Below are 20,733 nucleotides of genomic sequence, written 5' to 3' on the forward strand. Positions count from 1 at the left end.
CAGCGCCAGCTTGGCCGAACCCTTCACGATCGGCGTGTCGTCGCCCGGGAAGTCGTACTTGGACAGAAGTTCACGCACTTCCATCTCGACCAGTTCCAGCAGCTCTTCGTCGTCGACCATGTCGCACTTGTTCAGGAACACGACGATGTAGGGCACGCCCACCTGGCGGGCCAGCAGGATGTGCTCACGCGTCTGGGGCATCGGGCCGTCAGCGGCCGAGCACACCAGGATCGCGCCGTCCATCTGCGCAGCACCCGTGATCATGTTCTTGACGTAGTCGGCGTGACCCGGGCAGTCCACGTGCGCGTAGTGACGGTTGGCCGTCTCGTATTCCACGTGCGAGGTGCTGATCGTGATGCCGCGCGCCTTTTCTTCGGGCGCGTTGTCGATCTGGTCGTAGCCCTTGGCTTCGCCGCCCAGCGCCTTGGCCAGCACCGTGGTGATCGCCGCGGTCAGCGTCGTCTTGCCGTGGTCAACGTGGCCGATCGTACCCACGTTCACGTGCGGTTTGGTCCGTTCAAACTTACCTTTTGCCATGATATATCCCGTATTTCCTAGGAAATGAAAAGTGGATGCCCGGCCTGCCGGCCGGGCTATGTATTACTTGCCGCGAGCGGCGATGACTTCGTCGGCGACGTTACGCGGCGCCTCGGCGTACTGCTTGAATTCCATCGTGTAGGTGGCGCGACCTTGAGTCTGCGAACGCAGGCTGGTCGAATAACCGAACATCTCGGCCAGGGGAACTTCGGCCTTGATGATCTTGCCGCCGCCCGGGATGTCGTCCATGCCCTGGACCATGCCGCGGCGGGACGACAAGTCGCCCATCACCGTACCGGCGTAGTCTTCCGGCGTTTCGACTTCGACGTGCATCATCGGCTCGAGCAGGACCGGGTTGGCCTTGCGCATGCCGTCCTTGAACGCCATCGAGGCAGCCATGCGGAACGCGTTTTCGTTCGAGTCCACATCGTGGTACGAACCGAAGAACAGCGTGACCTTGACGTCCACGACCGGGTAGCCGGCCACCACGCCCGCAGGCAGGGTTTCCTGGATGCCCTTGTCCACCGCCGGGATGAACTCGCGCGGCACCACGCCGCCCTTGATGGCGTCGACGAACTCGTAGCCGCCGCCCGCTTCCAGGGGTTCGAGCTTGAGCACGACGTGGCCGTACTGGCCGCGACCGCCGGACTGCTTGACGAACTTGCCTTCGATTTCTTCGCAGGTCTTGCGGATGGTTTCGCGGTAGGCCACCTGGGGCTTGCCGACGTTGGCTTCGACGCCGAATTCACGACGCATCCGGTCGACCAGCACTTCGAGGTGCAGTTCGCCCATGCCGGAGATGATGGTCTGGCCGGATTCTTCGTCGCTGCGCACGCGGAAGGACGGATCCTCGGCGGCCAGGCGTTGCAGGGCGATGCCCATCTTTTCCTGGTCGGCCTTGGACTTGGGTTCCACGGCCTGCGAGATCACGGGCTCGGGGAATTCCATCTTTTCCAGCAGCACGTGATCGCCCACGTCGCACAGGGTTTCACCCGTGGTGACTTCCTTCAGGCCCACGACGGCGGCGATGTCGCCCGCAACCACTTCCTTGATTTCGGCGCGGTTGTTGGCGTGCATCTGCAGGATGCGGCCGATGCGTTCCTTCTTGCCCTTGATCGGGTTGTAGACGGTGTCGCCCGAGGACAGCACGCCCGAATACACGCGGATGAAGGTCAACTGGCCCACGAACGGGTCGGTCATCAGCTTGAACGCCAGAGCGGACAGCTTTTCCTTGTCATCGGCCTTGCGAACGACTTCGTTGCCTTCGTCGTCGGTGCCATGAACCGGGGGGATGTCCACCGGGGAGGGCAGATAGTCGATGACGGCGTCGAGCATGCGCTGCACGCCCTTGTTCTTGAAGGCGGTGCCGCACAGCATGGGCTGGATTTCGCCCGCGATGGTGCGCAGACGGATGCCCTTGTCGATTTCCTGCTCGGTCAGCGAGCCGGTCTCGAGGTACTTGTTCATCAGTTCCTCGTTGGCCTCGGCAGCGGCTTCCATCAGGTTTTCATGCCACTTGGCGGCCTCGTCGGCCATCTCGGCAGGAATGTCGATGTAGTCGAACTTCGTGCCCTGGGAGGCTTCGTCCCAGATGATGCCGCGCATCTTGGTCAGGTCGATGACGCCCTTGAAGTTGTCTTCGGCGCCGATCGGGATGACGATGGGCACGGGGTTGGCCTTCAGGCGCAGACGCAGCTGGTCGTAGACCTTGAAGAAGTTCGCGCCGGTGCGGTCCATCTTGTTGACGAAGGCCAGGCGGGGCACGCCGTACTTGTTGGCCTGACGCCACACGGTTTCCGACTGCGGCTGCACGCCACCCACGGCGCAATACACCATGCAGGCGCCGTCGAGCACGCGCATCGAGCGTTCGACTTCGATGGTGAAGTCGACGTGGCCCGGGGTGTCAATGATGTTGACGCGGTGCTCTTCGTACTGGTGCTCCATCCCGCGCCAGAAGGCCGTGGTGGCCGCCGACGTGATGGTGATGCCGCGTTCCTGTTCCTGCTCCATCCAGTCCATGGTGGCGGAGCCTTCATGGGTTTCGCCAATCTTGTGGTTGACGCCGGTGTAGAACAGGATGCGCTCGGTGGTGGTGGTCTTCCCTGCGTCGATGTGCGCAGAGATACCGATATTGCGATAGCGCTCGATGGGGGTTTTGCGGGCCATGATGTGTTTCCTGGTGATTGACCGGCTGGATTACCAGCGGAAGTGGCTGAAGGCTTTGTTGGCCTCGGCCATCTTGTGAGTGTCTTCGCGCTTCTTCATGGCGCCGCCGCGGCCTTCGGCGGCATCCATCAGTTCACCGGCGAGACGCAGGTCCATCGACTTTTCACCGCGCTTCTTGGCGGCTTCTCGCAGCCAGCGCATGGCCAGGGCCAGGCGGCGCACGGGGCGCACTTCGACCGGCACCTGGTAGTTGGCGCCACCGACGCGGCGGGATTTGACTTCGACCACCGGTTTGATGTTGTTGATGGCGGTGTTGAAGATCTCGATGGGTTCCTTACCCGTTTTGGCCTGGATCTGGTCCAAGGCGCCGTACACGATGCGTTCCGCCACGGCTTTCTTGCCGGACAGCATGACGACGTTCATGAACTTGGCCAGCTCGACACTGCCAAATTTGGGATCGGGGAGGATTTCACGTTTCGGTACTTCGCGACGACGAGGCATTTCGATTTCCTTGTGACGATTCAGTTGAGCCGCTGGGCGGCCTCGGCTTCCATACGGAGAGCCACTTACGTGCCACAACCCGATGGTTGCGGCTGCACGACCGATCTAAAGCGATCGGGGTACTGCGGGAATTACTTCTTGGGGCGCTTGGCACCGTACTTGGAACGGGACTGCTTGCGATCCTTGACGCCTTGCAGGTCCAGCGAACCGCGGACGATGTGGTAGCGCACACCCGGCAAGTCCTTCACACGGCCGCCGCGCACCAGAACCACCGAGTGTTCCTGGAGGTTGTGGCCTTCGCCGCCGATGTAGGAGATGACCTCGTAGCCGTTGGTCAGGCGCACCTTGGCGACCTTACGCAGAGCGGAGTTCGGCTTCTTCGGGGTGGTGGTGTAAACACGGGTGCAGACGCCGCGACGCTGGGGGCAGTTATCCAGCGCCGGGCTCTTGCTGCTCTCGCGACTGACTTGGCGCGGTTTGCGCAGCAGTTGAGCAATGGTAGGCATGACCTTTACGCATCCTTTGTACTTGCGTACGTTTTACGTCGATATCCAAAGTGCCCGGGCTTGCTTGGCCGCGCGGGACGCGGCGGGGGCATTTTCAGGCGATGTGCGCAAAATCCGCCTGAAACGAATGACGTAAAGAGCGGGTCTTGCACAAGGGGCTTGCTCATTGAAAGCACGGACTGAACCGTGGGTTTCAGCGGGTCCGGGTTTCAATCGAGTTGCCAATCGAACCGGACCGGGGGCAGCACAAGACCGGCGGCGCATACCGCGACCAGATGCCATTAACCCAGCAAGCCAGGAAGTTTAGCACGGTTTGTTTCGACGGGGCAAAGAGTTATTGCGTTTTGAACACGCCTCAAGGGCTCCGGTCCCCCGGGAGGCCTTTCGACAGCATCACGGCCAGGCGTCGCAGCAGCGGCGCAAAAGACAGCAGCAGGCCGCCCGCGGCAATGATCAGCATTCCCAGGCGGCTCACGGAATCCGGCACGGACGAAAACGCCAGCCAGCCCAGCAGGGTCGCCCAGAAGATCTGCGTGTAGCTGTACGGTCCCAAGGTGGCGGCCGGCGCGTACATCAGGGCCTGGGTCATGATCAAATGTCCCAGCGCGGCCACTGTACCCAGGCCGATCAGCAGCAGCAGGTCGAACCAGGCCATGGGCTCCCAGGCCATATAGCCCCAGGGCGTCAGCACCAGCGCGCCGATCAGGCCGGTGTACAGATTGCTGGTGGCGGGATGTTCGGAACTGCGCGAGAAGCGCGTGACGATCTGGTAGCAGGCATTGCAGACGGCCGTCCCCACGGGAAACAGGATGGCCCAGGTCAGCAGGCCCCCACCCGGCCGGGCGATGATCAGCACCCCCGCAAAGCCGCACGCCACGGCGACCCAGTCGAGGCGACGGGCCTTTTCCTTCAGCACCAGCCCGGACAGCAGCGTGACGAGCACCGGCGCCATGAAGACGATGGCGGTGGTCTCGGCCAGGGGCAGGCGCGCCAGGCCGTTGACCACCAGCACGCTGCCGCAGCACAGGAACAGGCCGCGGAACAACTGCACGCCATAGCGGCGGGTGCGGAACAGGTTGCGCCCCATGCGCGGTTGAAAGATCAGGAAGACGGCCAGCACCTGGGCCGTGTAGCGCACCCAGACGAGCTGAATCACCGGGTAGCCGGCCGTCAGGTATTTGGTGCCCGTGTCCAGGACGGCGAAGAACAGACAGGCCGCGCACATGAGCAACGGCCCCAGCCAGACCCGGGCGGGACGATTCACATCCATGGCATCGAACCGGTCAAATCAAACTCGTCAAGGAATGCGCGCCCGGGAGGCTTGGACAGTCAGTCATATGATGTTCCAGGAAAGTGTAAGAATAGATCATTACGGCGCTCACCGGTGCCGGATTCGGGGCCATGGAACCAAAAAATAGAACCGTATTCGGTTATCATAGGTTCATGATTGAACTCCCCCTCTTGTGAGAAGGCCGCCCCCTATGACCCGTGAAGGCGTCGCCGCGGTAGACCGCGCACTGACCATCCTGGACGTATTCATCGACGGGGGAGACAGCCTCACCCTCACGGACATTTCGAAGCGGGCGGGGTTCTACAAGAGCACGACGCTGCGACTGGCCGAATCCCTGGAAAAATTCGGTTATCTGCGCCGTCTCGAGGACGGCACCTACCGCCTCGGCCCCAAGCCCCTGTATCTCGGCTCGCTCTATCAAAAGCACTTCCGCAGCGCCGACATCGTCGTCCCCGTGCTGCGCAAGATCGTGGATGAACTCCACGAGGGCGCCTCCTTTTTCATCAAGGACCATGACGCCCGGATCTGCCTGCACCGGGTCGATGCGCCGCGCTCCGTGCGCGACGCCGTCCACGAAGGCGACGCGCTGCCCCTCAACGTCGGCGCCTCAGGCCACGTCATGCGCGCCTTCGCTCAAGAAGCAGGCGAGAAATATGACGACATACGACGTTCTTTTTACGCAATCTCCCTGGGTGAACGGGATCCCGAAATCGGCGCCGTGGCCTGTCCCGTCTTCGGCATCGGCCAGCAACTGGCCGGCGTGGTGTCCATCTCGGGCCCCAAATACCGCTTCAGCGAAGAAAAGGTCGCCCAGTTCATCCCCACCCTCAAACGCTACGCGGCCGAGCTGACCGACGCCCTGGGCGGGACCTGGCCGGACGGCGACACCGGTACATTGCCATGAATGCCGAGGAAACCGAGTTTGGCGGTCCGCCGCCGCTGATCCGGGGCATCGAGTTCATCGAATTCGCCTCCACCCGCCCCGAAGAACTGGGCGCCATCCTGAACCGGATCGGATTTCGCCTGCTGGCGCGACACTGCTCCCGCCAGGTGCTCCTGTACCGCCAGGGCGCCATGAACATCATCGTCAATTCCGATCCCGCCACCCTGGAGGGCATGGCGCGCGAGGGCGAAGATCACCAGATCAGCGCGATCGCGTTCCAGGTGGACCACGCCGGCCAGGCCTACGACCGCAGCATGGCGTGGGGCGCCTGGCCCATCCCCACCCGGGCCGGCGCGATGGAACTGAACATCCCCGGCATCCACGGGGTGGGCGACACGGTCATCTATCTCGTCGACCGCCTGCGCCCCTTTTCCATTTACGACATCGATTTCATCTACCTGAGCGACCAGCGCGAGGTGGAGCCCATCGTCCCGGACCTGCATTTCTTCGGCCTGGTGCAATACATCACCCTCGGGCGCAGCGCCCAATGGACTGATTTCTATGCCCAGTTGTTCGGCTTCAAGGCCCTGCCCCCGGAAACCCATCTAGGCATCCTGCCGCGCGGCACCATTCTTGCCAGCCCCTGCGGGCGCTTCTATCTGCAACTCGTCGAACCGGTCGGCGACGCCCTGTACGACACGGAGTGGGACGAGCAGTTCGCGCGGCTGGCCTTCGGGACGCCGGACGTACTCGGCACGGTCCAGGCCATGAGCGCACAAGGCGTGCCCTTCCAGGACAATGCCTTCGTCCACCCGGACAGCCATGGCGCCATCACCGCCGCCATGTCCTACGACGTGACCTTCGAACTGGTGCGCCACGCCGCCGAACCGGCTCCGGTTGCGGACACCGCCCCATGAGCCAGGAGCGCTTCGGCATCGACCTGGCCTGCATGGCCGGTTCCCTCGAAGAACGCCTGCGCGCCGCAGAATCGGCCGGCTTCTCCCAGGTCATGCTGTGGGCCAGGGACCTGGCCAACCACCCGGACGGCTACGAAACCGCCGTCCGCAGGGTGCGCGACAGCGGCCTGGAAATCACCGGCCTGCAATTGATGCGCGACTACGAAGGCATGAACGGCCCGGCGCATCGGCACAAGCTCGACGTCGCCAAGGCCTTGCTGGAAATGTGCGTCGACGTGGGGGCGCCGATGCTGATCGTGTCCGCCTCGGCGGCGATGCCCCGCCAGTGCGAGCCGGAGCGCGCCGAGGCCGACCTGCGCAAACTGGCCAACCTGGCCGTACCGACGGGTGTGCGCATCGGCTTCAAGGCGATTCCCTGGAGCCATACCAGCGCGGACATCCGCAGCGCCTGGGATCTGGTGGGCCGCACCAACCACGCCAATCTCGGCCTCGTGCTGGATACCTTCCATTTCATCGCCGAGGGCCAGTCCTTCGAGATCCTGGACGAAATCCCGCCGGACAAGATCATGCTGGTGCAGCTCGCCGACTTCGGCGTCCCGGTTTTCCAGGAACATCGACGGCACGACGCCGACCACACGCGGGTGTTTCCGGGGGACGGCACGATGAGCAGCCAGGTCGCCGCCCTGGTCCGGCGCCTGGACGGCATGGACTACGCGGGCGGCTACAGCCTGCTGGTCTTCAACAAGGACTACCGGCAGTTGCCCGCCCACGTCGTGGCACGCCTGGGCGGCCGCTCGATCGACTGGGTCCACGACCAGGCCTTGCGCCGCCGCCTGCCGTTGCGGCAGGCGAAGGGCGCGCGCGCTTGAGCCTGGACGCGCCGCGGTTGAGCGGCGGGTCTTGACAGCGGGTTTCAGCGGCGGATGAACGGATTCGGCACGTCCAGATCCGTGGACACCCAGACGCTCTTGGTATCCAGGTATTCATGGATGGCGTCCGAGCCGGACTCGCGCCCGATGCCCGAGCGCTTGTAGCCGCCGAACGGCGTCGTGAAGCTGGTGGCGCGGTAGTTGTTGACCCAGACCGTGCCGGCCTTCAGGCGCTCGGTCACGTACAGCGCGCGATGCAGGCTGCGCGTCCAGACCGCCCCGGCCAGGCCATAGAGGATGTCGTTGCCGATGCGGATGGCGTCGGCCTCGTCCTTGAAGGGAATGATGCACAGCACCGGGCCGAAGACTTCTTCTTGCGCGATGCGCATGCGGTTGTCCACGCCGGTGAAGATCGTGGGTTCGATGAACTGGCCCGCCCCCAGATCGTCGCGCGCCTTGCCGCCCAGCACGCACCGGGCGCCCTCGTCGCGGGCGATGCGGATGTAGTCCAGGATCTTTTCGAACTGCGGACGGGTCGAAATCGGCCCGATCTGCGTGTCGGGCCGGGTCGGATCGCCCAGTTTGGCCGTGCTGACGAAATCGACCAGACGCCGGATCAGTTCGTCGTGGATGCCTTCCTGCACCAGCACGCGCGAGCCGGCCTGGCAGCTCTGGCCGGAGGCGGCGAAGATCCCCGACACGACGCCCTTGACGGCCTGATCCAGGTCCGCGTCGTCGAAGATGATGTTGGGCGACTTGCCGCCCAGTTCCAGGGTGACGGTCTTGAGATTGCGCGCAGCGGCTTCGTAGATGCGCTTGCCGGCCAGTTCGCCGCCGGTGAAACCGATGTGGGCCACGTCGGGGTGGGACACCAGCGGTTCGCCGACTTCGGCGCCGAAACCCGTGACGACGTTGACGACGCCGGGCGGGAAGCCCGCCTGCTCAAACAGCGCGGCGAATTCCACCATCGAGGCCGAGGTGAACTCCGAGGGCTTGACCACCGCCGTGCAACCGGCCGCCAGCGCCGGCGCCAGCTTCCAGCTGGTCAGGGTCAGGGGGGAATTCCAGGGCGTGATGATCGCCACCACCCCCTTGGCCTCGTAGCGGGTAAAGGTGAACACCCCGGTCTTGTCGGTGGGGATGACCTTGCTTTCGACCTTGTCGGCCAGGCCGGCGTAGTAATGGAAATATTCGCCCATGTAGCGCACCTGGGCGACGACCTCGGAGGACAGCTTGCCGTTGTCGCGCTGCTCGATTTCCGCCAGACGCGGGGCGTGCTCGATGATGAGGTCCGCCAGACGGCGCAGCAACTGGCCGCGGCGCGTGGCGGTCAGGCCGCCCCAGGCGCCCTCGAAGGCCGCCTTGGCCGCCGCCACGGCGGCGTTCACGTCCGCCGCGTTGCCACGCGCGATCTGCGCCCAGGCTTCGCCCGAATACGGATTTTCGGTGTCGAAATAGTCACCGGAAGCCGGCGGCACGGGGGCGCCATTGATGAAATGATCGTATTTAGGCTGTGTCATGATGGTTGCAGGCTCTTGGAATCGGATGAAAGAAATGGCGTGCGCGGCGCCCGGCCTTCAGGCGGGCAGCGGGACGCGCACGCTGCGGCCTTCGCGGGCGGCCTCGCGGATGGCGTCGACGACGCGCAGGTTCTGCACGCCGTCGCGCACGCTGACCAGCGCTTGGGCCTCGCCCCGGATGACGGCGGCGAAATGCTCGATCTGCTCGGCCAGCGGGTCCTTGCGCTGCAGATCCAGCATGTCCGTCTGGAACGGTTTCCACCACGAGCGATCGGCCTGGCCGGCATACGAGCGCAGGCGCATCGTGGGGACGGCCAGCGAGCCCATCGTACCCGCCAGGATGTAGCAATCCTCGTCGGGATAGGTGCTGTAGGCCTTGTTTTCCTGCGAGGTCTGTTCCCAGCTGCGCGGCGAGGCCACGGTGTCCGACAGCAGAAAAGTCCCGAGGACGCCGCTGTCGAAGCGCAGGCTGATCGCCGCGGTGTCCTCGACCTCGAAGCCGCGCGCGGCGTTCGAGACCACCGCCTGGACCTCGGTGATCTCGCCGCAAAGAGACCGCAGGTTGTCGATCTCGTGGATCATATTGATCAGGATGGGCCCGGCGCCCGGCTGGGTGCGCCACGGGGCTTCGGTGAAATAGTCGTCCGGCTTGCAGAACAGGGCCGTGCCCGTCACCGCGACGAGGCGCCCCAGGCGGCCGCTGCGCACGACTTCGCGCGCCAGCGCCATGATGGGGCTGTGCGCGCGGTGGTGCCCCACCAGGAACGGCACCCGGCTGCCTTCGACGGCCGCGATCAGGCGTTCGCCTGCTTCGAGCGTGTGGGCGACCGGCTTTTCAATCAGCGCCGGAACCCCGGCGGCCAGGCATTCGAGCGCCTGATCGACGTGCATGGCATTGGGCGTGCCGATGATGATGCCATCGGGACGGGCCTCGGCCAATAGCTGGGCCAAGGTCTGGAAATGAACCACCCCGGCCTCGTCGGCCACCGCGCGCGCCCCGGGAGCCGGATCGACGATGGCGGAAAGCACGCAGGATTCGCTCGCCTGGATGCGCAGCATGTGCTGCCGCCCGATGAGCCCGGCGCCCAGCACGGCGATGTTGAGGGGTGTCGTCACGATGAGGCCTTTTGTCACTTGCAGGGTTAAAGTTCTTCCCTGCAGAATCTTATTCTGTAGCATAGAATAATTCAAGCCCGGAAAAATCCCTAGCTCAATTCCATTGACGCTGGCGCGCTGACTCCTATAGTCTGCGTCATGTACCAACTGGTACATAGGCACTCAACGGAACCCTCATGCGACCGGATCATGAAACCCCCGCCTTGCTGCTCGGCCTGATCGGCGAAGGCATCGGCGAATCACTCAGCCCCACCCTGTATGAAAGCGAAGCCGCCCAGCGCGGCATTCTGTGCATCTACCAGCGCATCGATCTCGATGAACTGAAGCTCGGCCCCGAACACCTGCCTGAACTGCTGACGGCGGCGGAGCGCCTCGGCTTTGCGGGCCTGAACATCACCCACCCCTGCAAGCAGGCGGTCATCCCCTATCTGCACGAACTGTCGGACGAAGCGCGCGCGATCGGCGCCGTCAACACCGTGGTGCTGCGCAACGGCCGACGCATCGGCCACAACACCGACCATTACGGGTTTTCGCAGAACATGCGCGAACACCTCGGCGCGCGCGAACCGGGCCGCGTCGTCCAGCTCGGCGCCGGCGGCGCCGGGGTCGCCGTCGCCGACGCGCTCCTGCGCCTGGGCGCACGCAGCCTGACCCTGTTCGACCAGGCGCCCGAACGCGCCCAGGCGCTGGCGCACACCCTGCAAACCCGCTTCCCCCAGGCGCAGGTGGCCGCAGGCCGGAACCTGGCTGACGCCATGCGCGAGGCCGACGGCCTGGTCAACGCCACGCCGGTGGGCATGCGCAAGCATCCGGGCACGCCGCTGCCGCCCGAACTGCTGGAACCGCGCCACTGGTTCTCGGAAATCATCTATTTCCCGCTGGAAACCGAACTGCTGCGCATCGCGCGCCAGAAGGGCTGCCATACAGTCAACGGCCTGGGCATGGTCGTGCACCAGGCGGCCCGGGCGTTTGAGCTCTATACGGGGGGACTGCCGGCCGATGCGCGCCGCATGGCCGCCCACGTCACCGAAGTATTAAGCCGGCGCGCCGAAGCCGCGCACGCCGGCTAGCACCGACTCAAACCGAACCGGCCGCTTCCACGCCAGGAGGATCCGCATTGAAAAAACTTCTTGATATCTACATGAGCGTCCTGGAGACCCTCATCGCCGCCCTGCTGGTGGTGATGGTCGTCCTGGTCTTCGGCAACGTCGTGCTGCGCTACGGCTTCAATTCAGGCATCCTCGTGTCCGAAGAAATGTCCCGCTCGCTGTTCATCTGGGTCACGTTCCTGGGCAGCATCATCGCCCTGCGCGAAAACGCCCACCTGGGCTCGAACTTCATCATCAAGCACTTCGGACCGCGCGCCAAGCGATCCGCCCTGGTCCTGGGGCGGGTCATCATGCTCTACATCTGCTGGCTGGTCTTCTCGGGCGCACTGACGCAGACCCGGATCAACGCGGACGTGGCTGCGCCGATCACCGGCATGTCCATGGGCATCTTCTATGCCAGCGGCATTGTGTTCAGCGTGTCCGCCGCGCTGATCCTGCTGGGTGACATCCTCAAACTCTCGACCTGCCCGCGCGAAGCAATCGAAGCCTTCCTCGACGAATCGGGAGAGCACGCATGATTCTCACGACCTTCCTCGTCGCCCTGCTGGGCGCGATGGCCATCGGCATCCCCATCGCCTTCGCGCTCCTGATTTCGGGCGCGGCGCTGATGTGGCAACTGGACATGTTCGACTCCCAGATCCTGGCGCAGAACCTGATCAACGGCGCGAACAGCTTCCCCCTGCTGGCGGTGCCTTTCTTCATGCTGGCCGGCGAAATCATGAACGTGGGCGGCCTGTCGCGGCGCATCGTGGATTTCGCCATGGCGCTGGTGGGCCACGTCAAGGGCGGCCTGGGCTACGTCACCATCATCACGGCCGTCCTGATGGCGGCGCTGTCGGGCTCCGCCGTCGCGGACGCGGCCGCCATGACCGCCCTGCTGCTGCCCATGATGACGGCGGCGGGCCACAACCGGGCGCGCTCGGCAGGCCTGATCGCCTCGGCCGGGATCATCGCGCCCATCATTCCGCCCAGCATCGGCTTCATCATCTTCGGCGTGGCCGCCAACGTGTCGATTTCCAAGCTGTTCATGGCCGGCATCTTCCCGGGGGTCATGCTGGGCGCGGCACTATGGCTCACCTGGCGTTATCTGGTGCGCCGCGAAACGCTCACCGAGCCGCCGCCCCGCAAATCGCGCGCCGAGATCATGAAGTCCGCCCGCGAGGCCGCCTGGGCCATCGGCATGCCGGTGATCATCATCGTCGGCCTGCGTTTCGGGGTCTTCACCCCGACCGAAGCCGCAGTCGTAGCGGCGGTGTATGCCCTGTTCGTATCGTTCGTGATCTATCGCGAAATGACGCTGCGCCAGCTCTACCGGGCATTCGTCACGTCGGCCAAGGTGACCGCCGTCATCATGCTGCTGGTGGCGGCCGCCATGGTCAGCGCCTGGCTGATCACGGTGGCCGGGCTGCCCGACCAGATCGTGGGCCTGCTGGAGCCGTTCCTGGATCAGCCCAAGCTGCTGATCGTCATCTGCATGGTGCTCATCATCCTCGTGGGCACGTCCATGGACATGACCCCCACCATTCTGATCCTGACGCCCGTGCTGATGCCCGCCATCAAGGCGGCGGGCATCGACCCGGTGTACTTCGGCGTGCTGTTCATGATCAATACGGCCATCGGCCTGATCACGCCGCCAGTGGGCACCGTCCTGAATACCGTGGCGGGCGTGGGACGCGTCAGCATGGACGAAGTCGTCAAAGGCGTCTGGCCGTTCATGCTGGCCCAGATCACCGTGCTGGCCCTGCTCGTGCTTTTCCCCGATCTCGTGCTCGTGCCCGCGAGCTGGTTCTACTGATTCATCCTCACTCCAAGGAGACACCATGAAACGCCTCATCCTTTCCTCACTCCTGGCCATGGGCCTCGGCCTGGCCTCCCTGGGCGTCAGCCACGCGGCCGACATCCGCGAGCATTCCATCAAGTTCGCCTCGCAGAACAACAAGGGCCACCCCCAGGTCATGGGGATGCAGAAATTCGCCGACCTGGTGGCCCAGAAGTCCGGCAACAAGATCCGCGTCCGCCTGTTCCCCGGCGGCGTGCTGGGCGGCGACCTGGAAACCGTGTCCTCGCTGCAGGGCGGCACCATCGAGATGACCGTGCTGAACTCCGGCATCCTGCAGGCGCAGGTCAAGGACTTCGCCGCGTTCGACTTCCCCTTCCTGTTCAACAATGACAAGGAAGTCGACGCCCTGGTGGACGGCCCCTTCGGCCAGACGGTGCACAAGAAGCTGCAGGACAAGGGCCTGGTGGGCCTGGCGTACTTCGACCTGGGCTTTCGCAACATCACCAACGGCAAGCACCCGATCAACAAACCCGAAGACATCGCCGGCCTGAAGCTGCGCGTGATCCAGTCGCCGATCTACGTCGACGTGTTCAAGGCGCTGGGCGCCAACCCCACGCCCCTGGCCTGGCCCGAGGTCTACAACGCGCTGGAACAGGGCGCCGTCGACGGCCAGGAAAACCCGTTCACGGTCATCCTGAACGCCAAGCTCGACGAAGTGCAGAAAAACCTGGCCATCACGCGCCACATCTACAACCCCCAGTCCGTCATCATCAGCAAGAAGTTCTGGGACTCGCTCAACGCGGATGAGCAGAAGCTGATCCAGGATGCCGCCGACGAGGCCGCCGCCTACCAGCGCCAGGTGTCCCGCGACGCCGCCCTCACGGCGCTGGAAACCCTGAAGAAGCACGGCATGCAGGTCACGGAACTGTCGCCTGCGGACCTGGACAAGATGCGCGAGATGGTCAAGCCGGTGGTCGAAAAATATACTCAGGAAGTCGGCGAAGACACCGTCAAGTCGATGTATGCGGAAATCGACAAGGCCCGCAAACAATAACCGCGTCCGGCGCGGGTCATTCACGGCCCGCGCCGGCGCGTTGATTCTGACCACGTAATACAGGAAATCGTATGAAAATCCTCATGCTGCATGGCATCAACCACAATATGTTCGGCAAGCGCGACCCCAAGCAATACGGGACGATCACGCTGGAACAGATCGACGCGCAACTGGCCGGCCTGGCCAAGGAACTGGGCGTCACGATCGACAGCTACCAGACCAACTGCGAAGGCGCGATGTGCGAACGGATCCACCAGGCCTACCAGGACGGCGTGGACGCCGTCCTGATCAACGCCGGCGCCTGGACGCACTACAGCTACGGCCTGCGCGACGCGCTGGCGATCCTGACCGTGCCCATCGTCGAACTGCACATGTCCAACATCCACGCCCGCGAAGAATTCCGCCACAAGTCGGTCTTCGCGGAAATCGCCCTGGGCCAGATCTGCGGCTTCGGCGTGGACAGCTACCTGCTGGCCCTGCGCGCCGCCGTGTCTGCGGCCCAGGCCCGCAAGGCGGGCTGATCTGCAGCACACGCCGCGAGCCGCCCGGCTCGCGGCGCGCTCCGGCGCCTGACCACGGCCCGGCAAAACCTCTCATAGAAGAGGTTCCATCCATGACAGGAGACAGACCCATGAAAAAGCTGCTCAGCCTGACGCTGGCCGGCGCCTGCGCCGCATTCCTGGCCAGTGCGCCGGCGCAGGCGGACACCCCGGTGCGCACGATCAAATTCGGCCACCTGAACAACACCGACCACCCCGTCAGCTTCGGCGTCCAGAAATTCGCCAAGCTCCTGGAAGAAAAAAGCGGCGGCAAGCTCAAGGTCAGGGAATTTCCGGCCTCCACCCTGGGCAGCGAACTGCAGCAGCAAGCGGCCCTGCAGGGCGGCGTCCAGGAAATGTCCGCCCCCGCGACCACGTCCGTGGCCGGGATCGTCAAGGAATTCGGCCTGGTCGACTTCCCCTTTTCCGTCTCCTCATTCGAAGAGGCCGACGCGCTGCTCGACGGCCCCTTTGGCCAGGCGTTGATCGACAAGCTGCCGGAAAAAGGCCTGGTCGCGCTCGGCTACTGGGACCTGGGCTTTCGCAACATCACCAACAGCAAGCATCCGGTCACCAGGACCGAGGACCTGGCAGGCCTCAAGATCCGCGTGATTCCGAATCCGGTGTTCCTCAAGACCTTTGAAGCGCTGGGCGCCAATCCGCTGCCCCTGACGTTCGGCGAGCTGTACAACGCCATGGAATCCAAGGCCGTGGACGGCCAGGAGAATCCGTTCTCGGTCATCCTGTCGAACAAGATGTACGAGGTCCAGAAATACGTCAGCGCGACCAACCACGTCTACGCGGCCAACATCGTCCTGGTCAGCAAGAAGTTCTGGGATACGCTGTCGCCGCAGGAACAGCAATGGATGCGGGAAACCGCGGATGAAACCCGCGCCTACCAACGCAAGGTCAGCCGCGAAGCCGCGCAAAAAGCGGTCGATCAGCTCAAGGCCCACGGCATGGCGTACAACGACGTCGCGCCCGAAGAACGCCAGCGCATGCGCGACACCGCCCAGCCCGTGCTCGACCAGTTCACCGCCGAGTACGACCCGGCCATCGTCAAGCTGTACAAGGACGAACTGGCGCGCATCCACAAGTAAGCCGGGCCACACGGTCCGCTCGGCCCCTGCGGGGGCCGTCCCGACGGCACGAGGGGCGCCCTGCGGCGCCCCCCGGCATTTCTCAAGCCGAATGGCTTCCGGCGCCTCTCAGGCCTTCAGCCCGGCGACGGCGGCCTCCTGGTGCAGCACGCCTTCGTTCACCATGGCTTCGATCTCGGCCTGCCCATAGCCCAACGCTTCGGCGACCCACCGATTGTGCTGGCCCATCAGCGGCGCCGGTTCGCGGATCGTCGTGTCGCAGCCCGAAAACCGGAACGGCGTGTTGAGCAGATCGACGTCGCCCACCACCGGATGGTGCTGGCGCACCACCATGCCGCGCGCCTGGACCTGCGGATCGTGCAGCACTTCGCCGATGTCCTGCACCTTGGCGCAGGGCACGTCGACCGCGTCCAGCGCCTCCAGGCACTGCGCGACCGTGCGCTTCTCGACCCAGGCGCGCACCACGGGCAGGATTTCGAGGCGGTTGGCGTTGCGGCCCTGCGCCGAGTGGAAACGGGTATCGGCGGCAAAGGCCTCGCCGCCGACCAGCAGGGCCAGGCGTTTCCAGGAGGCCTCGATCTGCGCGGCGATGACCAGATAGCCGTCCGTCGCCGTGAACACGCCGTACAGCGTGGAATCGGGCAGGTCGTGGCCGGTCTGCTCGGGAATCACCTGGCCGTTCGACAAGGTGTAGCACTGCCCCGCGTACTCGTGCATGGAGACCAGGCAGTCATACAGCGAAAGATCGATGTGTTGTCCCTTGCCGGACTTGATGCGCCCCAGCAACGCCGCATTGATGGCGGCCACGCCATGGATGCCGGTGTACATGTCGCCCAGCGCAATGCGCAGCAGCGGCGGCGCCTCGCCCGGCGAGCCGACCATGGCCATGATGCCGCTCTTGGCCTCGGCGATCAGCCCGAAGCCGGCGCGATGGGACTCGGGCCCGGTATGGCCGTACGCCGAGATCGAGCAATAGACCAGGCCGGGGTTCAACTTCGAGAGCGCCTCGTAGCCCAGCCCGAGCCGGGTCAAGGCGCCGGGCCGGTAGTTCTCGACGAAGACGTCGGCCGTGGCCACCAGTTTTTCCATCAATTCCCGCCCGCGCGGGTCTTTCAGGTTCACGCACAGCCCTTTCTTGCCCATGTTCTGCTGCAGGAAATAGCCGCTCTGGCCCTGGACGAAAAAGGGGTGCTGCCGCCCGGCGTCGCCCTCGGTGGGCCGTTCGACCTTGATCACCTCGGCGCCCAGCGCCGCCAGGCAGCGCGACAGATAAGGGCCCGCGAGAAAGTGGCTGTAGTCGATGACCCGGATGCCCTCCAGGGGGCGCATTTGCGTCGTCATGGCAAGTCCTCTCAATGCTTGAAGCCGGGGCTGCAGGGGATCATGAGCCGGTGTTCGCCGCGCTGCACGACCTCGTTGTGCTGATTGCGCATTTCAGAGGGCAGCACCAGGATGCCCCAGTCCGGCCGGCTGCGCGACAGTCGGGCGCTGGCCACATGAAAACGCACCTGCACGGTATCATTGATCTTGATCGGGCCGGTGAAGTCCCACACCCAGCCCAGCGACATGCCGGGCACGAAGCGCAGATCGGACTGGTTCTTGAGGCCGTCGGTCAGGGCCAGGCCGAGCAGGCCGTGCGCCACACGGGTGCCAAACGGCGTCGTGCGGGCATAGGCCTCGTCGGTGTGGACCGGGGTGTAATCGCCGGTCAGGTCGGCAAACGTGTTGATGTGGGCTTCGGTCACCGTCAGCGTGGGCGAAATGCCCTGGGCGCCGACCTCGACCTCGTCAAAATAATGTTCTTTCACGGCTTCGATCCTTTCAGCAATCTCAACAATCAAACAATTCGAGCGCAATGCCGTCGGGCGTGCGCAACCAGTTCGGCCCCTGCGGCAACGCCGTCACAGCCCAGTCCGCCGCCCGCGCCAGCACCGTTTCCATGCCCTTCACACGGATCGCGACATGCGCGATCCAGGGCTGCGCCTGCGCGGCCTGCTCCGCCATGTCGGGCGAGGCGATGAGCTGGATGCCGCCTTTCAACCAGACTTGGCGCGGCGCCTCGGGCGGGCCGTCGGTCTCGCGCACCGGCATGTCCAGGACCTCTTTGAAGAAGCGGATGTTCCAGGCGATGTCCTTGACCCGCACGGCGACATGATCGACGCCGGCCGGCCGCACCGGCGCGGTCTTGCCCAGCATGGTTTCGATCCCTTGCACGCAAGCGACCAGGGTGCTGTTGACCGGGGTCGAAATGCCGAGCTGCGCGCCGCGATCCACCACGGCGCCATTGACGAAGCCGACCTCGGTGACGCTGCCCTTGTCCAGGCTCTGCAGCATCGAGGTGCGGAAATCCGCCGGCAGGCCGGCGCCCGCCTTGCGCCAGGCCTCGAACGGATCGCTGATGGACAGGCGCACGCCGCTGGCGGAGGCGATCTCCATCGCCTCGCGCACCGCAGCCACACCCACGGCTTCGAGGGGGCCGCACGCATACAGCTCACCGTAAGGCATGCGCGAAATGGCGGTGACTGCGCCCGTGGCCACATTGATCAGGAGCTTGTCCCAGATCGTGCCCATGATGTTTTCGCTGACCTCGATCAGCATGCCGGCGCGCTCGAACTCGCGCGCGACCGCACGCACGCGGTCGGTGACACGGCCGTCGAGTTCGCCGATCACAGTTTCCTTGCCGCGCACCCCGTAGATGATGCGGCCCGGGCCCAGCAGCGTGCCGCCGACATAGGTCTTGCCGGCCAGCACACGCTCGCGGCCCACGTATTCCGCCAGAATGTCCTCGTGGCCCAGGCCGTTCTGCAGGGACAGCACCAGGGTCTGCGGGGTCAGCAGCGGTCCGGCCTGTTCCATGGCTTCGCGCGTGTGAAAAGACTTCACCAGCAGGATGATCAGGTCCACGGGTCCGACCTGCCCGGCCGAAGTCGCGGCCTTGATGCGCACCCGGCGTTCGCCGTCATGGTCGCGCAGGATCAGGCCTTCGGTGTTGATGGCATCCACGTGGGCGGCGTTGCGATTGACCAGCGTCACATCCGCGCCGCCTTCGGCCAGCCCGGCGCCGATGGCGCAACCCAGGGCGCCCGCGCCCAATATGCAGATCTTCATGGAAAAACTCTCCTCGGTACGTCATCGTGCCCGGCATTCATTCTAGACAGGCAAGAATCTAAGTTAAATGCAATAATCACAATGTCGGTCATTGAACATCTAAATAATTAATGTCTGATACGCCTCTCGAGCCGCTGCCCGAAACCAAGCTGTTGCGCCTGTTCGACGTGCTCTATGCCCAGGGCAGCGTCACCGCGGCCGCACAGCAACTGGGCCTCAGCCAGCCGACCATCAGCATCTGGCTCGCCCAGTTGCGCGAGCAACTGGGCGACCCGCTGTTCGTGCGCACGTCCAAAGGCATGCAGCCGACCCCGCGCGCCGAGGCCCTGATCAGCATCGTGCGCACCGCGCTGGACGCCCTGCGCCAGATCAGCGGCGTCGCGCCCGAGTTCGACCCCACCCAGTCCGACCGGCGCTTCTGCATCGCCATGAGCGATGCAAGCCACGTCAATCTGCTGCCGCAGATCCTCGGCCACCTGCGCCAGACCGCGGCCTCCTGCAGCCTCAAGGCCGGCCCGATCGATCCTACCCTGCCCGAACGCCTGCAATCGGGCGCGGCCGACCTGGCCCTGGGCCTGATTCCCGAACTGGGGGCGGGTTTCTACCAGCAGACGCTGTTCACACAAGACTGGGTCTGCCTGGCGCGCAAGGACCACCCGCGCATCCGCGCACGGCTGGACCTGGCCGACTACCGCCGCGAGGGGCACATCGAGATCGTCTCGGGCACCGGCCACAGCCTGCTCGAACATGCGCTCAGGCGCGCGCGGATCAGGCGCACGGTGGTGCTCGAACTGCCCGGTTTCCTCGGCCTGTCGGCCGTGCTGGAGGCCGGCGACCTGGTCGTGACCGTGCCGCGCCAGACCGGCGAAACCCTGGCCGGCCGCAATGCGCTGCGCCTGCACCCGTGTCCGTTCCCGATCGCGCCCTTCAGTGTGAAACAGCACTGGCATACCCGATTCCACCACGATCCCGGCAACCGCTGGCTGCGCCAGGCCTGCATGACCCTGTTTGGCCGCAGCCCCGCGCCGCGCCGCCGTTCTTCTTCCGCATGACGTCATGACCCAGAAACCGTCGTCTCCCCGCAACCGCAGCAACGACTCGGCGGCGAGCCGCAGAAACATCCTCGAAGTCGCCATCCGGGAATTCGCCAAGAAGGGGCTCGCAGGCGCGCGCATCGACGAGATCGCGGCGCAGACCGCGACCAGCAAGCGCATGATCTACTACTACTTCGGCGGCAAGCAGGGCCTGTATCTGGCCGCGCTCGAAGAATCCTACCGCAGCATCCGCCAGGTCGAGGGCACCCTGCACCTGGAAGCCCTGCCGCCCGAAGAGGCCATGCGCACCCTGGTCGGCTTCACCTTTGATTACCAGGCCCGCAATCCCGACTTCGTGCGCCTGGTGATGAACGAGAACATGCACCATGGGACCTATCTTGCCCAATCCGCCTCGATCAAGGATCTGAACGTCCCGGCGATCGCGGGCATTCGCGACATCTACGCGCGCGGCTGCGCCCAGGGCCTGTTCCGGCCGGGCCTGGATCCCATCGACCTGCATGCCTCGATCAGCGCGCTGTGCTTTTTCAATGTGTCGAACCAGCATACGTTTTCGCTGATCTTCAAGCGCGACCTGATGGCCCCGGAGGTCTATGCGCAACGCCGCAGCAATGTGGTCGACCTGATCCTGCGCTACATGCTGGCCTGAAAGGCGGCCGCCGGTGCCCGTCGCCGGGAGCGGGCG

The 20,733-nt window shown here is 64.8% G+C and carries 21 protein-coding genes and 1 pseudogene; 11 read left to right on the forward strand and 11 right to left on the reverse strand.

Annotation, left to right across the window (positions count from 1 at the left end):
- From ACFO0J_RS13350 to ACFO0J_RS13370, 5 genes are all read right to left on the reverse strand, one after another.
- The coding region (locus tag ACFO0J_RS13350) for a GTP-binding protein (protein ID WP_376813532.1) at positions 1-537 on the reverse strand (537 nt) is incomplete at its 3' end.
- A gap of 63 nt (positions 538-600) precedes the next feature.
- The gene (fusA, locus tag ACFO0J_RS13355) at positions 601-2,703 is read right to left on the reverse strand and encodes an elongation factor G (RefSeq protein ID WP_376813589.1); all 2,103 of its coding nucleotides are present in this window, start codon (positions 2,701-2,703) and stop codon (positions 601-603) included.
- A gap of 30 nt (positions 2,704-2,733) precedes the next feature.
- The gene (gene rpsG, locus ACFO0J_RS13360) at positions 2,734-3,204 is read right to left on the reverse strand and encodes a 30S ribosomal protein S7 (RefSeq protein ID WP_376813590.1); all 471 of its coding nucleotides are present in this window, start codon (positions 3,202-3,204) and stop codon (positions 2,734-2,736) included.
- Positions 3,205-3,335: 131 nt separating this feature from the next.
- Entirely contained in the window at positions 3,336-3,710 is a 375-nt protein-coding gene (rpsL, locus tag ACFO0J_RS13365) for a 30S ribosomal protein S12 (RefSeq protein ID WP_376813591.1), read from the reverse strand.
- A 355-nt stretch (positions 3,711-4,065) separates the two neighbouring features.
- Complete coding sequence (locus ACFO0J_RS13370) at positions 4,066-4,980, reverse strand: DMT family transporter (protein ID WP_376813592.1); 915 nt, start codon at positions 4,978-4,980, stop codon at positions 4,066-4,068.
- A gap of 211 nt (positions 4,981-5,191) precedes the next feature.
- On the opposite strand from ACFO0J_RS13370, the gene ACFO0J_RS13375 reads away from it, so the two are divergent.
- From ACFO0J_RS13375 to ACFO0J_RS13385, 3 genes are read left to right on the forward strand one after another with little or no spacing between them, the layout of a single operon-like run.
- A complete protein-coding gene (locus tag ACFO0J_RS13375) occupies positions 5,192-5,905 on the forward strand; it encodes an IclR family transcriptional regulator (RefSeq protein ID WP_376813593.1) in 714 nt (237 codons plus the stop codon).
- Positions 5,902-6,801 carry a VOC family protein gene (locus ACFO0J_RS13380; protein WP_376813594.1) on the forward strand — a complete coding sequence of 300 codons (900 nt, stop codon included), beginning with the start codon at positions 5,902-5,904 and terminating at the stop codon, positions 6,799-6,801. Before ACFO0J_RS13375 ends, ACFO0J_RS13380 begins: the two co-directional genes overlap by 4 nt.
- On the forward strand, positions 6,798-7,670 hold the full coding sequence (locus tag ACFO0J_RS13385; RefSeq protein WP_376813595.1) for a sugar phosphate isomerase/epimerase family protein: 873 nt from the start codon (positions 6,798-6,800) through the stop codon (positions 7,668-7,670). The genes ACFO0J_RS13380 and ACFO0J_RS13385 overlap by 4 nt, the downstream gene beginning before the upstream one ends.
- A gap of 44 nt (positions 7,671-7,714) precedes the next feature.
- On the opposite strand, the gene ACFO0J_RS13390 is transcribed toward ACFO0J_RS13385, so the two are convergent.
- Both ACFO0J_RS13390 and ACFO0J_RS13395 read right to left on the reverse strand, forming a co-directional pair.
- The gene (locus ACFO0J_RS13390; RefSeq protein WP_376813596.1) at positions 7,715-9,190 is read right to left on the reverse strand and encodes an aldehyde dehydrogenase; all 1,476 of its coding nucleotides are present in this window, start codon (positions 9,188-9,190) and stop codon (positions 7,715-7,717) included.
- A gap of 57 nt (positions 9,191-9,247) precedes the next feature.
- Entirely contained in the window at positions 9,248-10,306 is a 1,059-nt protein-coding gene (locus ACFO0J_RS13395) for a Gfo/Idh/MocA family protein (RefSeq protein WP_376813597.1), read from the reverse strand.
- A gap of 176 nt (positions 10,307-10,482) precedes the next feature.
- On the opposite strand from ACFO0J_RS13395, the gene ACFO0J_RS13400 reads away from it, so the two are divergent.
- The 6 genes from ACFO0J_RS13400 to ACFO0J_RS13425 all read left to right on the forward strand — a co-directional run bounded on the left by ACFO0J_RS13400 (position 10,483) and on the right by ACFO0J_RS13425 (position 15,888).
- The gene (locus ACFO0J_RS13400) at positions 10,483-11,376 is read left to right on the forward strand and encodes a shikimate dehydrogenase (protein WP_376813598.1); all 894 of its coding nucleotides are present in this window, start codon (positions 10,483-10,485) and stop codon (positions 11,374-11,376) included.
- Between the two features lie 47 nt (positions 11,377-11,423).
- Positions 11,424-11,933 (forward strand): TRAP transporter small permease, encoded by a 510-nt coding sequence (locus ACFO0J_RS13405; protein WP_376813599.1) that lies wholly within the window; start codon positions 11,424-11,426, stop codon positions 11,931-11,933.
- The gene (locus tag ACFO0J_RS13410) at positions 11,930-13,210 is read left to right on the forward strand and encodes a TRAP transporter large permease subunit (protein WP_376813600.1); all 1,281 of its coding nucleotides are present in this window, start codon (positions 11,930-11,932) and stop codon (positions 13,208-13,210) included. Before ACFO0J_RS13405 ends, ACFO0J_RS13410 begins: the two co-directional genes overlap by 4 nt.
- Positions 13,211-13,235: 25 nt before the next feature.
- On the forward strand, positions 13,236-14,249 hold the full coding sequence (locus ACFO0J_RS13415) for a TRAP transporter substrate-binding protein (protein WP_376813601.1): 1,014 nt from the start codon (positions 13,236-13,238) through the stop codon (positions 14,247-14,249).
- Positions 14,250-14,320: 71 nt separating this feature from the next.
- Positions 14,321-14,770 carry a type II 3-dehydroquinate dehydratase gene (aroQ, locus tag ACFO0J_RS13420; protein WP_376813602.1) on the forward strand — a complete coding sequence of 150 codons (450 nt, stop codon included), beginning with the start codon at positions 14,321-14,323 and terminating at the stop codon, positions 14,768-14,770.
- Between the two features lie 110 nt (positions 14,771-14,880).
- Entirely contained in the window at positions 14,881-15,888 is a 1,008-nt protein-coding gene (locus ACFO0J_RS13425; RefSeq protein WP_376813603.1) for a TRAP transporter substrate-binding protein, read from the forward strand.
- 108 nt (positions 15,889-15,996) lie between these two features.
- Here the strand turns inward: ACFO0J_RS13425 and ACFO0J_RS13430 are convergent, their stop codons facing one another.
- The 4 genes and pseudogenes from ACFO0J_RS13430 to ACFO0J_RS13445 form a co-directional block, all read right to left on the reverse strand.
- Positions 15,997-17,229 (reverse strand): CaiB/BaiF CoA transferase family protein, encoded by a 1,233-nt coding sequence (locus tag ACFO0J_RS13430; protein ID WP_376813604.1) that lies wholly within the window; start codon positions 17,227-17,229, stop codon positions 15,997-15,999.
- A gap of 11 nt (positions 17,230-17,240) precedes the next feature.
- Positions 17,241-17,696 (reverse strand): MaoC family dehydratase, encoded by a 456-nt coding sequence (locus ACFO0J_RS13435; protein ID WP_376813605.1) that lies wholly within the window; start codon positions 17,694-17,696, stop codon positions 17,241-17,243.
- A gap of 22 nt (positions 17,697-17,718) precedes the next feature.
- Positions 17,719-18,084 carry a VOC family protein gene (locus ACFO0J_RS13440; protein WP_376813640.1) on the reverse strand — a complete coding sequence of 122 codons (366 nt, stop codon included), beginning with the start codon at positions 18,082-18,084 and terminating at the stop codon, positions 17,719-17,721.
- A gap of 3 nt (positions 18,085-18,087) precedes the next feature.
- A pseudogene (locus ACFO0J_RS13445) lies at positions 18,088-18,996 on the reverse strand (ketopantoate reductase family protein); the annotation flags it as partial.
- Between the two features lie 110 nt (positions 18,997-19,106).
- Between ACFO0J_RS13445 and ACFO0J_RS13450 the strand changes: the two are divergent.
- Together ACFO0J_RS13450 and ACFO0J_RS13455 are read left to right on the forward strand one after the other, a co-directional pair.
- Entirely contained in the window at positions 19,107-20,048 is a 942-nt protein-coding gene (locus tag ACFO0J_RS13450; RefSeq protein ID WP_376813606.1) for a LysR family transcriptional regulator, read from the forward strand.
- Between the two features lie 4 nt (positions 20,049-20,052).
- Positions 20,053-20,697, forward strand: a complete 645-nt coding sequence (locus ACFO0J_RS13455; protein WP_376813607.1) for a TetR/AcrR family transcriptional regulator — start codon at positions 20,053-20,055, stop codon at positions 20,695-20,697.
- Positions 20,698-20,733 lie beyond the last annotated feature (36 nt).

Origin of the sequence: Castellaniella hirudinis, assembly GCF_042651965.1 — a bacterium.
GTDB classification, from domain to species: domain Bacteria; phylum Pseudomonadota; class Gammaproteobacteria; order Burkholderiales; family Burkholderiaceae_B; genus Castellaniella; species Castellaniella hirudinis.

What these genes read in the sequence shown, in the direction of transcription:
- fusA (WP_376813589.1), bottom strand. Translation starts at nt 2,703, where the DNA reads ATGGCCCGCAAAACCCCCATCGAGCGCTATCGCAATATCGGTATCTCT.
- rpsG (WP_376813590.1), bottom strand. Translation starts at nt 3,204, where the DNA reads ATGCCTCGTCGTCGCGAAGTACCGAAACGTGAAATCCTCCCCGATCCC.
- rpsL (WP_376813591.1), bottom strand. Translation starts at nt 3,710, where the DNA reads ATGCCTACCATTGCTCAACTGCTGCGCAAACCGCGCCAAGTCAGTCGC.
- ACFO0J_RS13370 (WP_376813592.1), bottom strand. Translation starts at nt 4,980, where the DNA reads ATGGATGTGAATCGTCCCGCCCGGGTCTGGCTGGGGCCGTTGCTCATG.
- ACFO0J_RS13375 (WP_376813593.1), top strand. Translation starts at nt 5,192, where the DNA reads ATGACCCGTGAAGGCGTCGCCGCGGTAGACCGCGCACTGACCATCCTG.
- ACFO0J_RS13380 (WP_376813594.1), top strand. Translation starts at nt 5,902, where the DNA reads ATGAATGCCGAGGAAACCGAGTTTGGCGGTCCGCCGCCGCTGATCCGG.
- ACFO0J_RS13385 (WP_376813595.1), top strand. Translation starts at nt 6,798, where the DNA reads ATGAGCCAGGAGCGCTTCGGCATCGACCTGGCCTGCATGGCCGGTTCC.
- ACFO0J_RS13390 (WP_376813596.1), bottom strand. Translation starts at nt 9,190, where the DNA reads ATGACACAGCCTAAATACGATCATTTCATCAATGGCGCCCCCGTGCCG.
- ACFO0J_RS13400 (WP_376813598.1), top strand. Translation starts at nt 10,483, where the DNA reads ATGCGACCGGATCATGAAACCCCCGCCTTGCTGCTCGGCCTGATCGGC.
- ACFO0J_RS13410 (WP_376813600.1), top strand. Translation starts at nt 11,930, where the DNA reads ATGATTCTCACGACCTTCCTCGTCGCCCTGCTGGGCGCGATGGCCATC.
- ACFO0J_RS13415 (WP_376813601.1), top strand. Translation starts at nt 13,236, where the DNA reads ATGAAACGCCTCATCCTTTCCTCACTCCTGGCCATGGGCCTCGGCCTG.
- aroQ (WP_376813602.1), top strand. Translation starts at nt 14,321, where the DNA reads ATGAAAATCCTCATGCTGCATGGCATCAACCACAATATGTTCGGCAAG.
- ACFO0J_RS13425 (WP_376813603.1), top strand. Translation starts at nt 14,881, where the DNA reads ATGAAAAAGCTGCTCAGCCTGACGCTGGCCGGCGCCTGCGCCGCATTC.
- ACFO0J_RS13430 (WP_376813604.1), bottom strand. Translation starts at nt 17,229, where the DNA reads ATGACGACGCAAATGCGCCCCCTGGAGGGCATCCGGGTCATCGACTAC.
- ACFO0J_RS13440 (WP_376813640.1), bottom strand. Translation starts at nt 18,084, where the DNA reads ATGCTGGGCAAGACCGCGCCGGTGCGGCCGGCCGGCGTCGATCATGTC.
- ACFO0J_RS13450 (WP_376813606.1), top strand. Translation starts at nt 19,107, where the DNA reads ATGTCTGATACGCCTCTCGAGCCGCTGCCCGAAACCAAGCTGTTGCGC.
- ACFO0J_RS13455 (WP_376813607.1), top strand. Translation starts at nt 20,053, where the DNA reads ATGACCCAGAAACCGTCGTCTCCCCGCAACCGCAGCAACGACTCGGCG.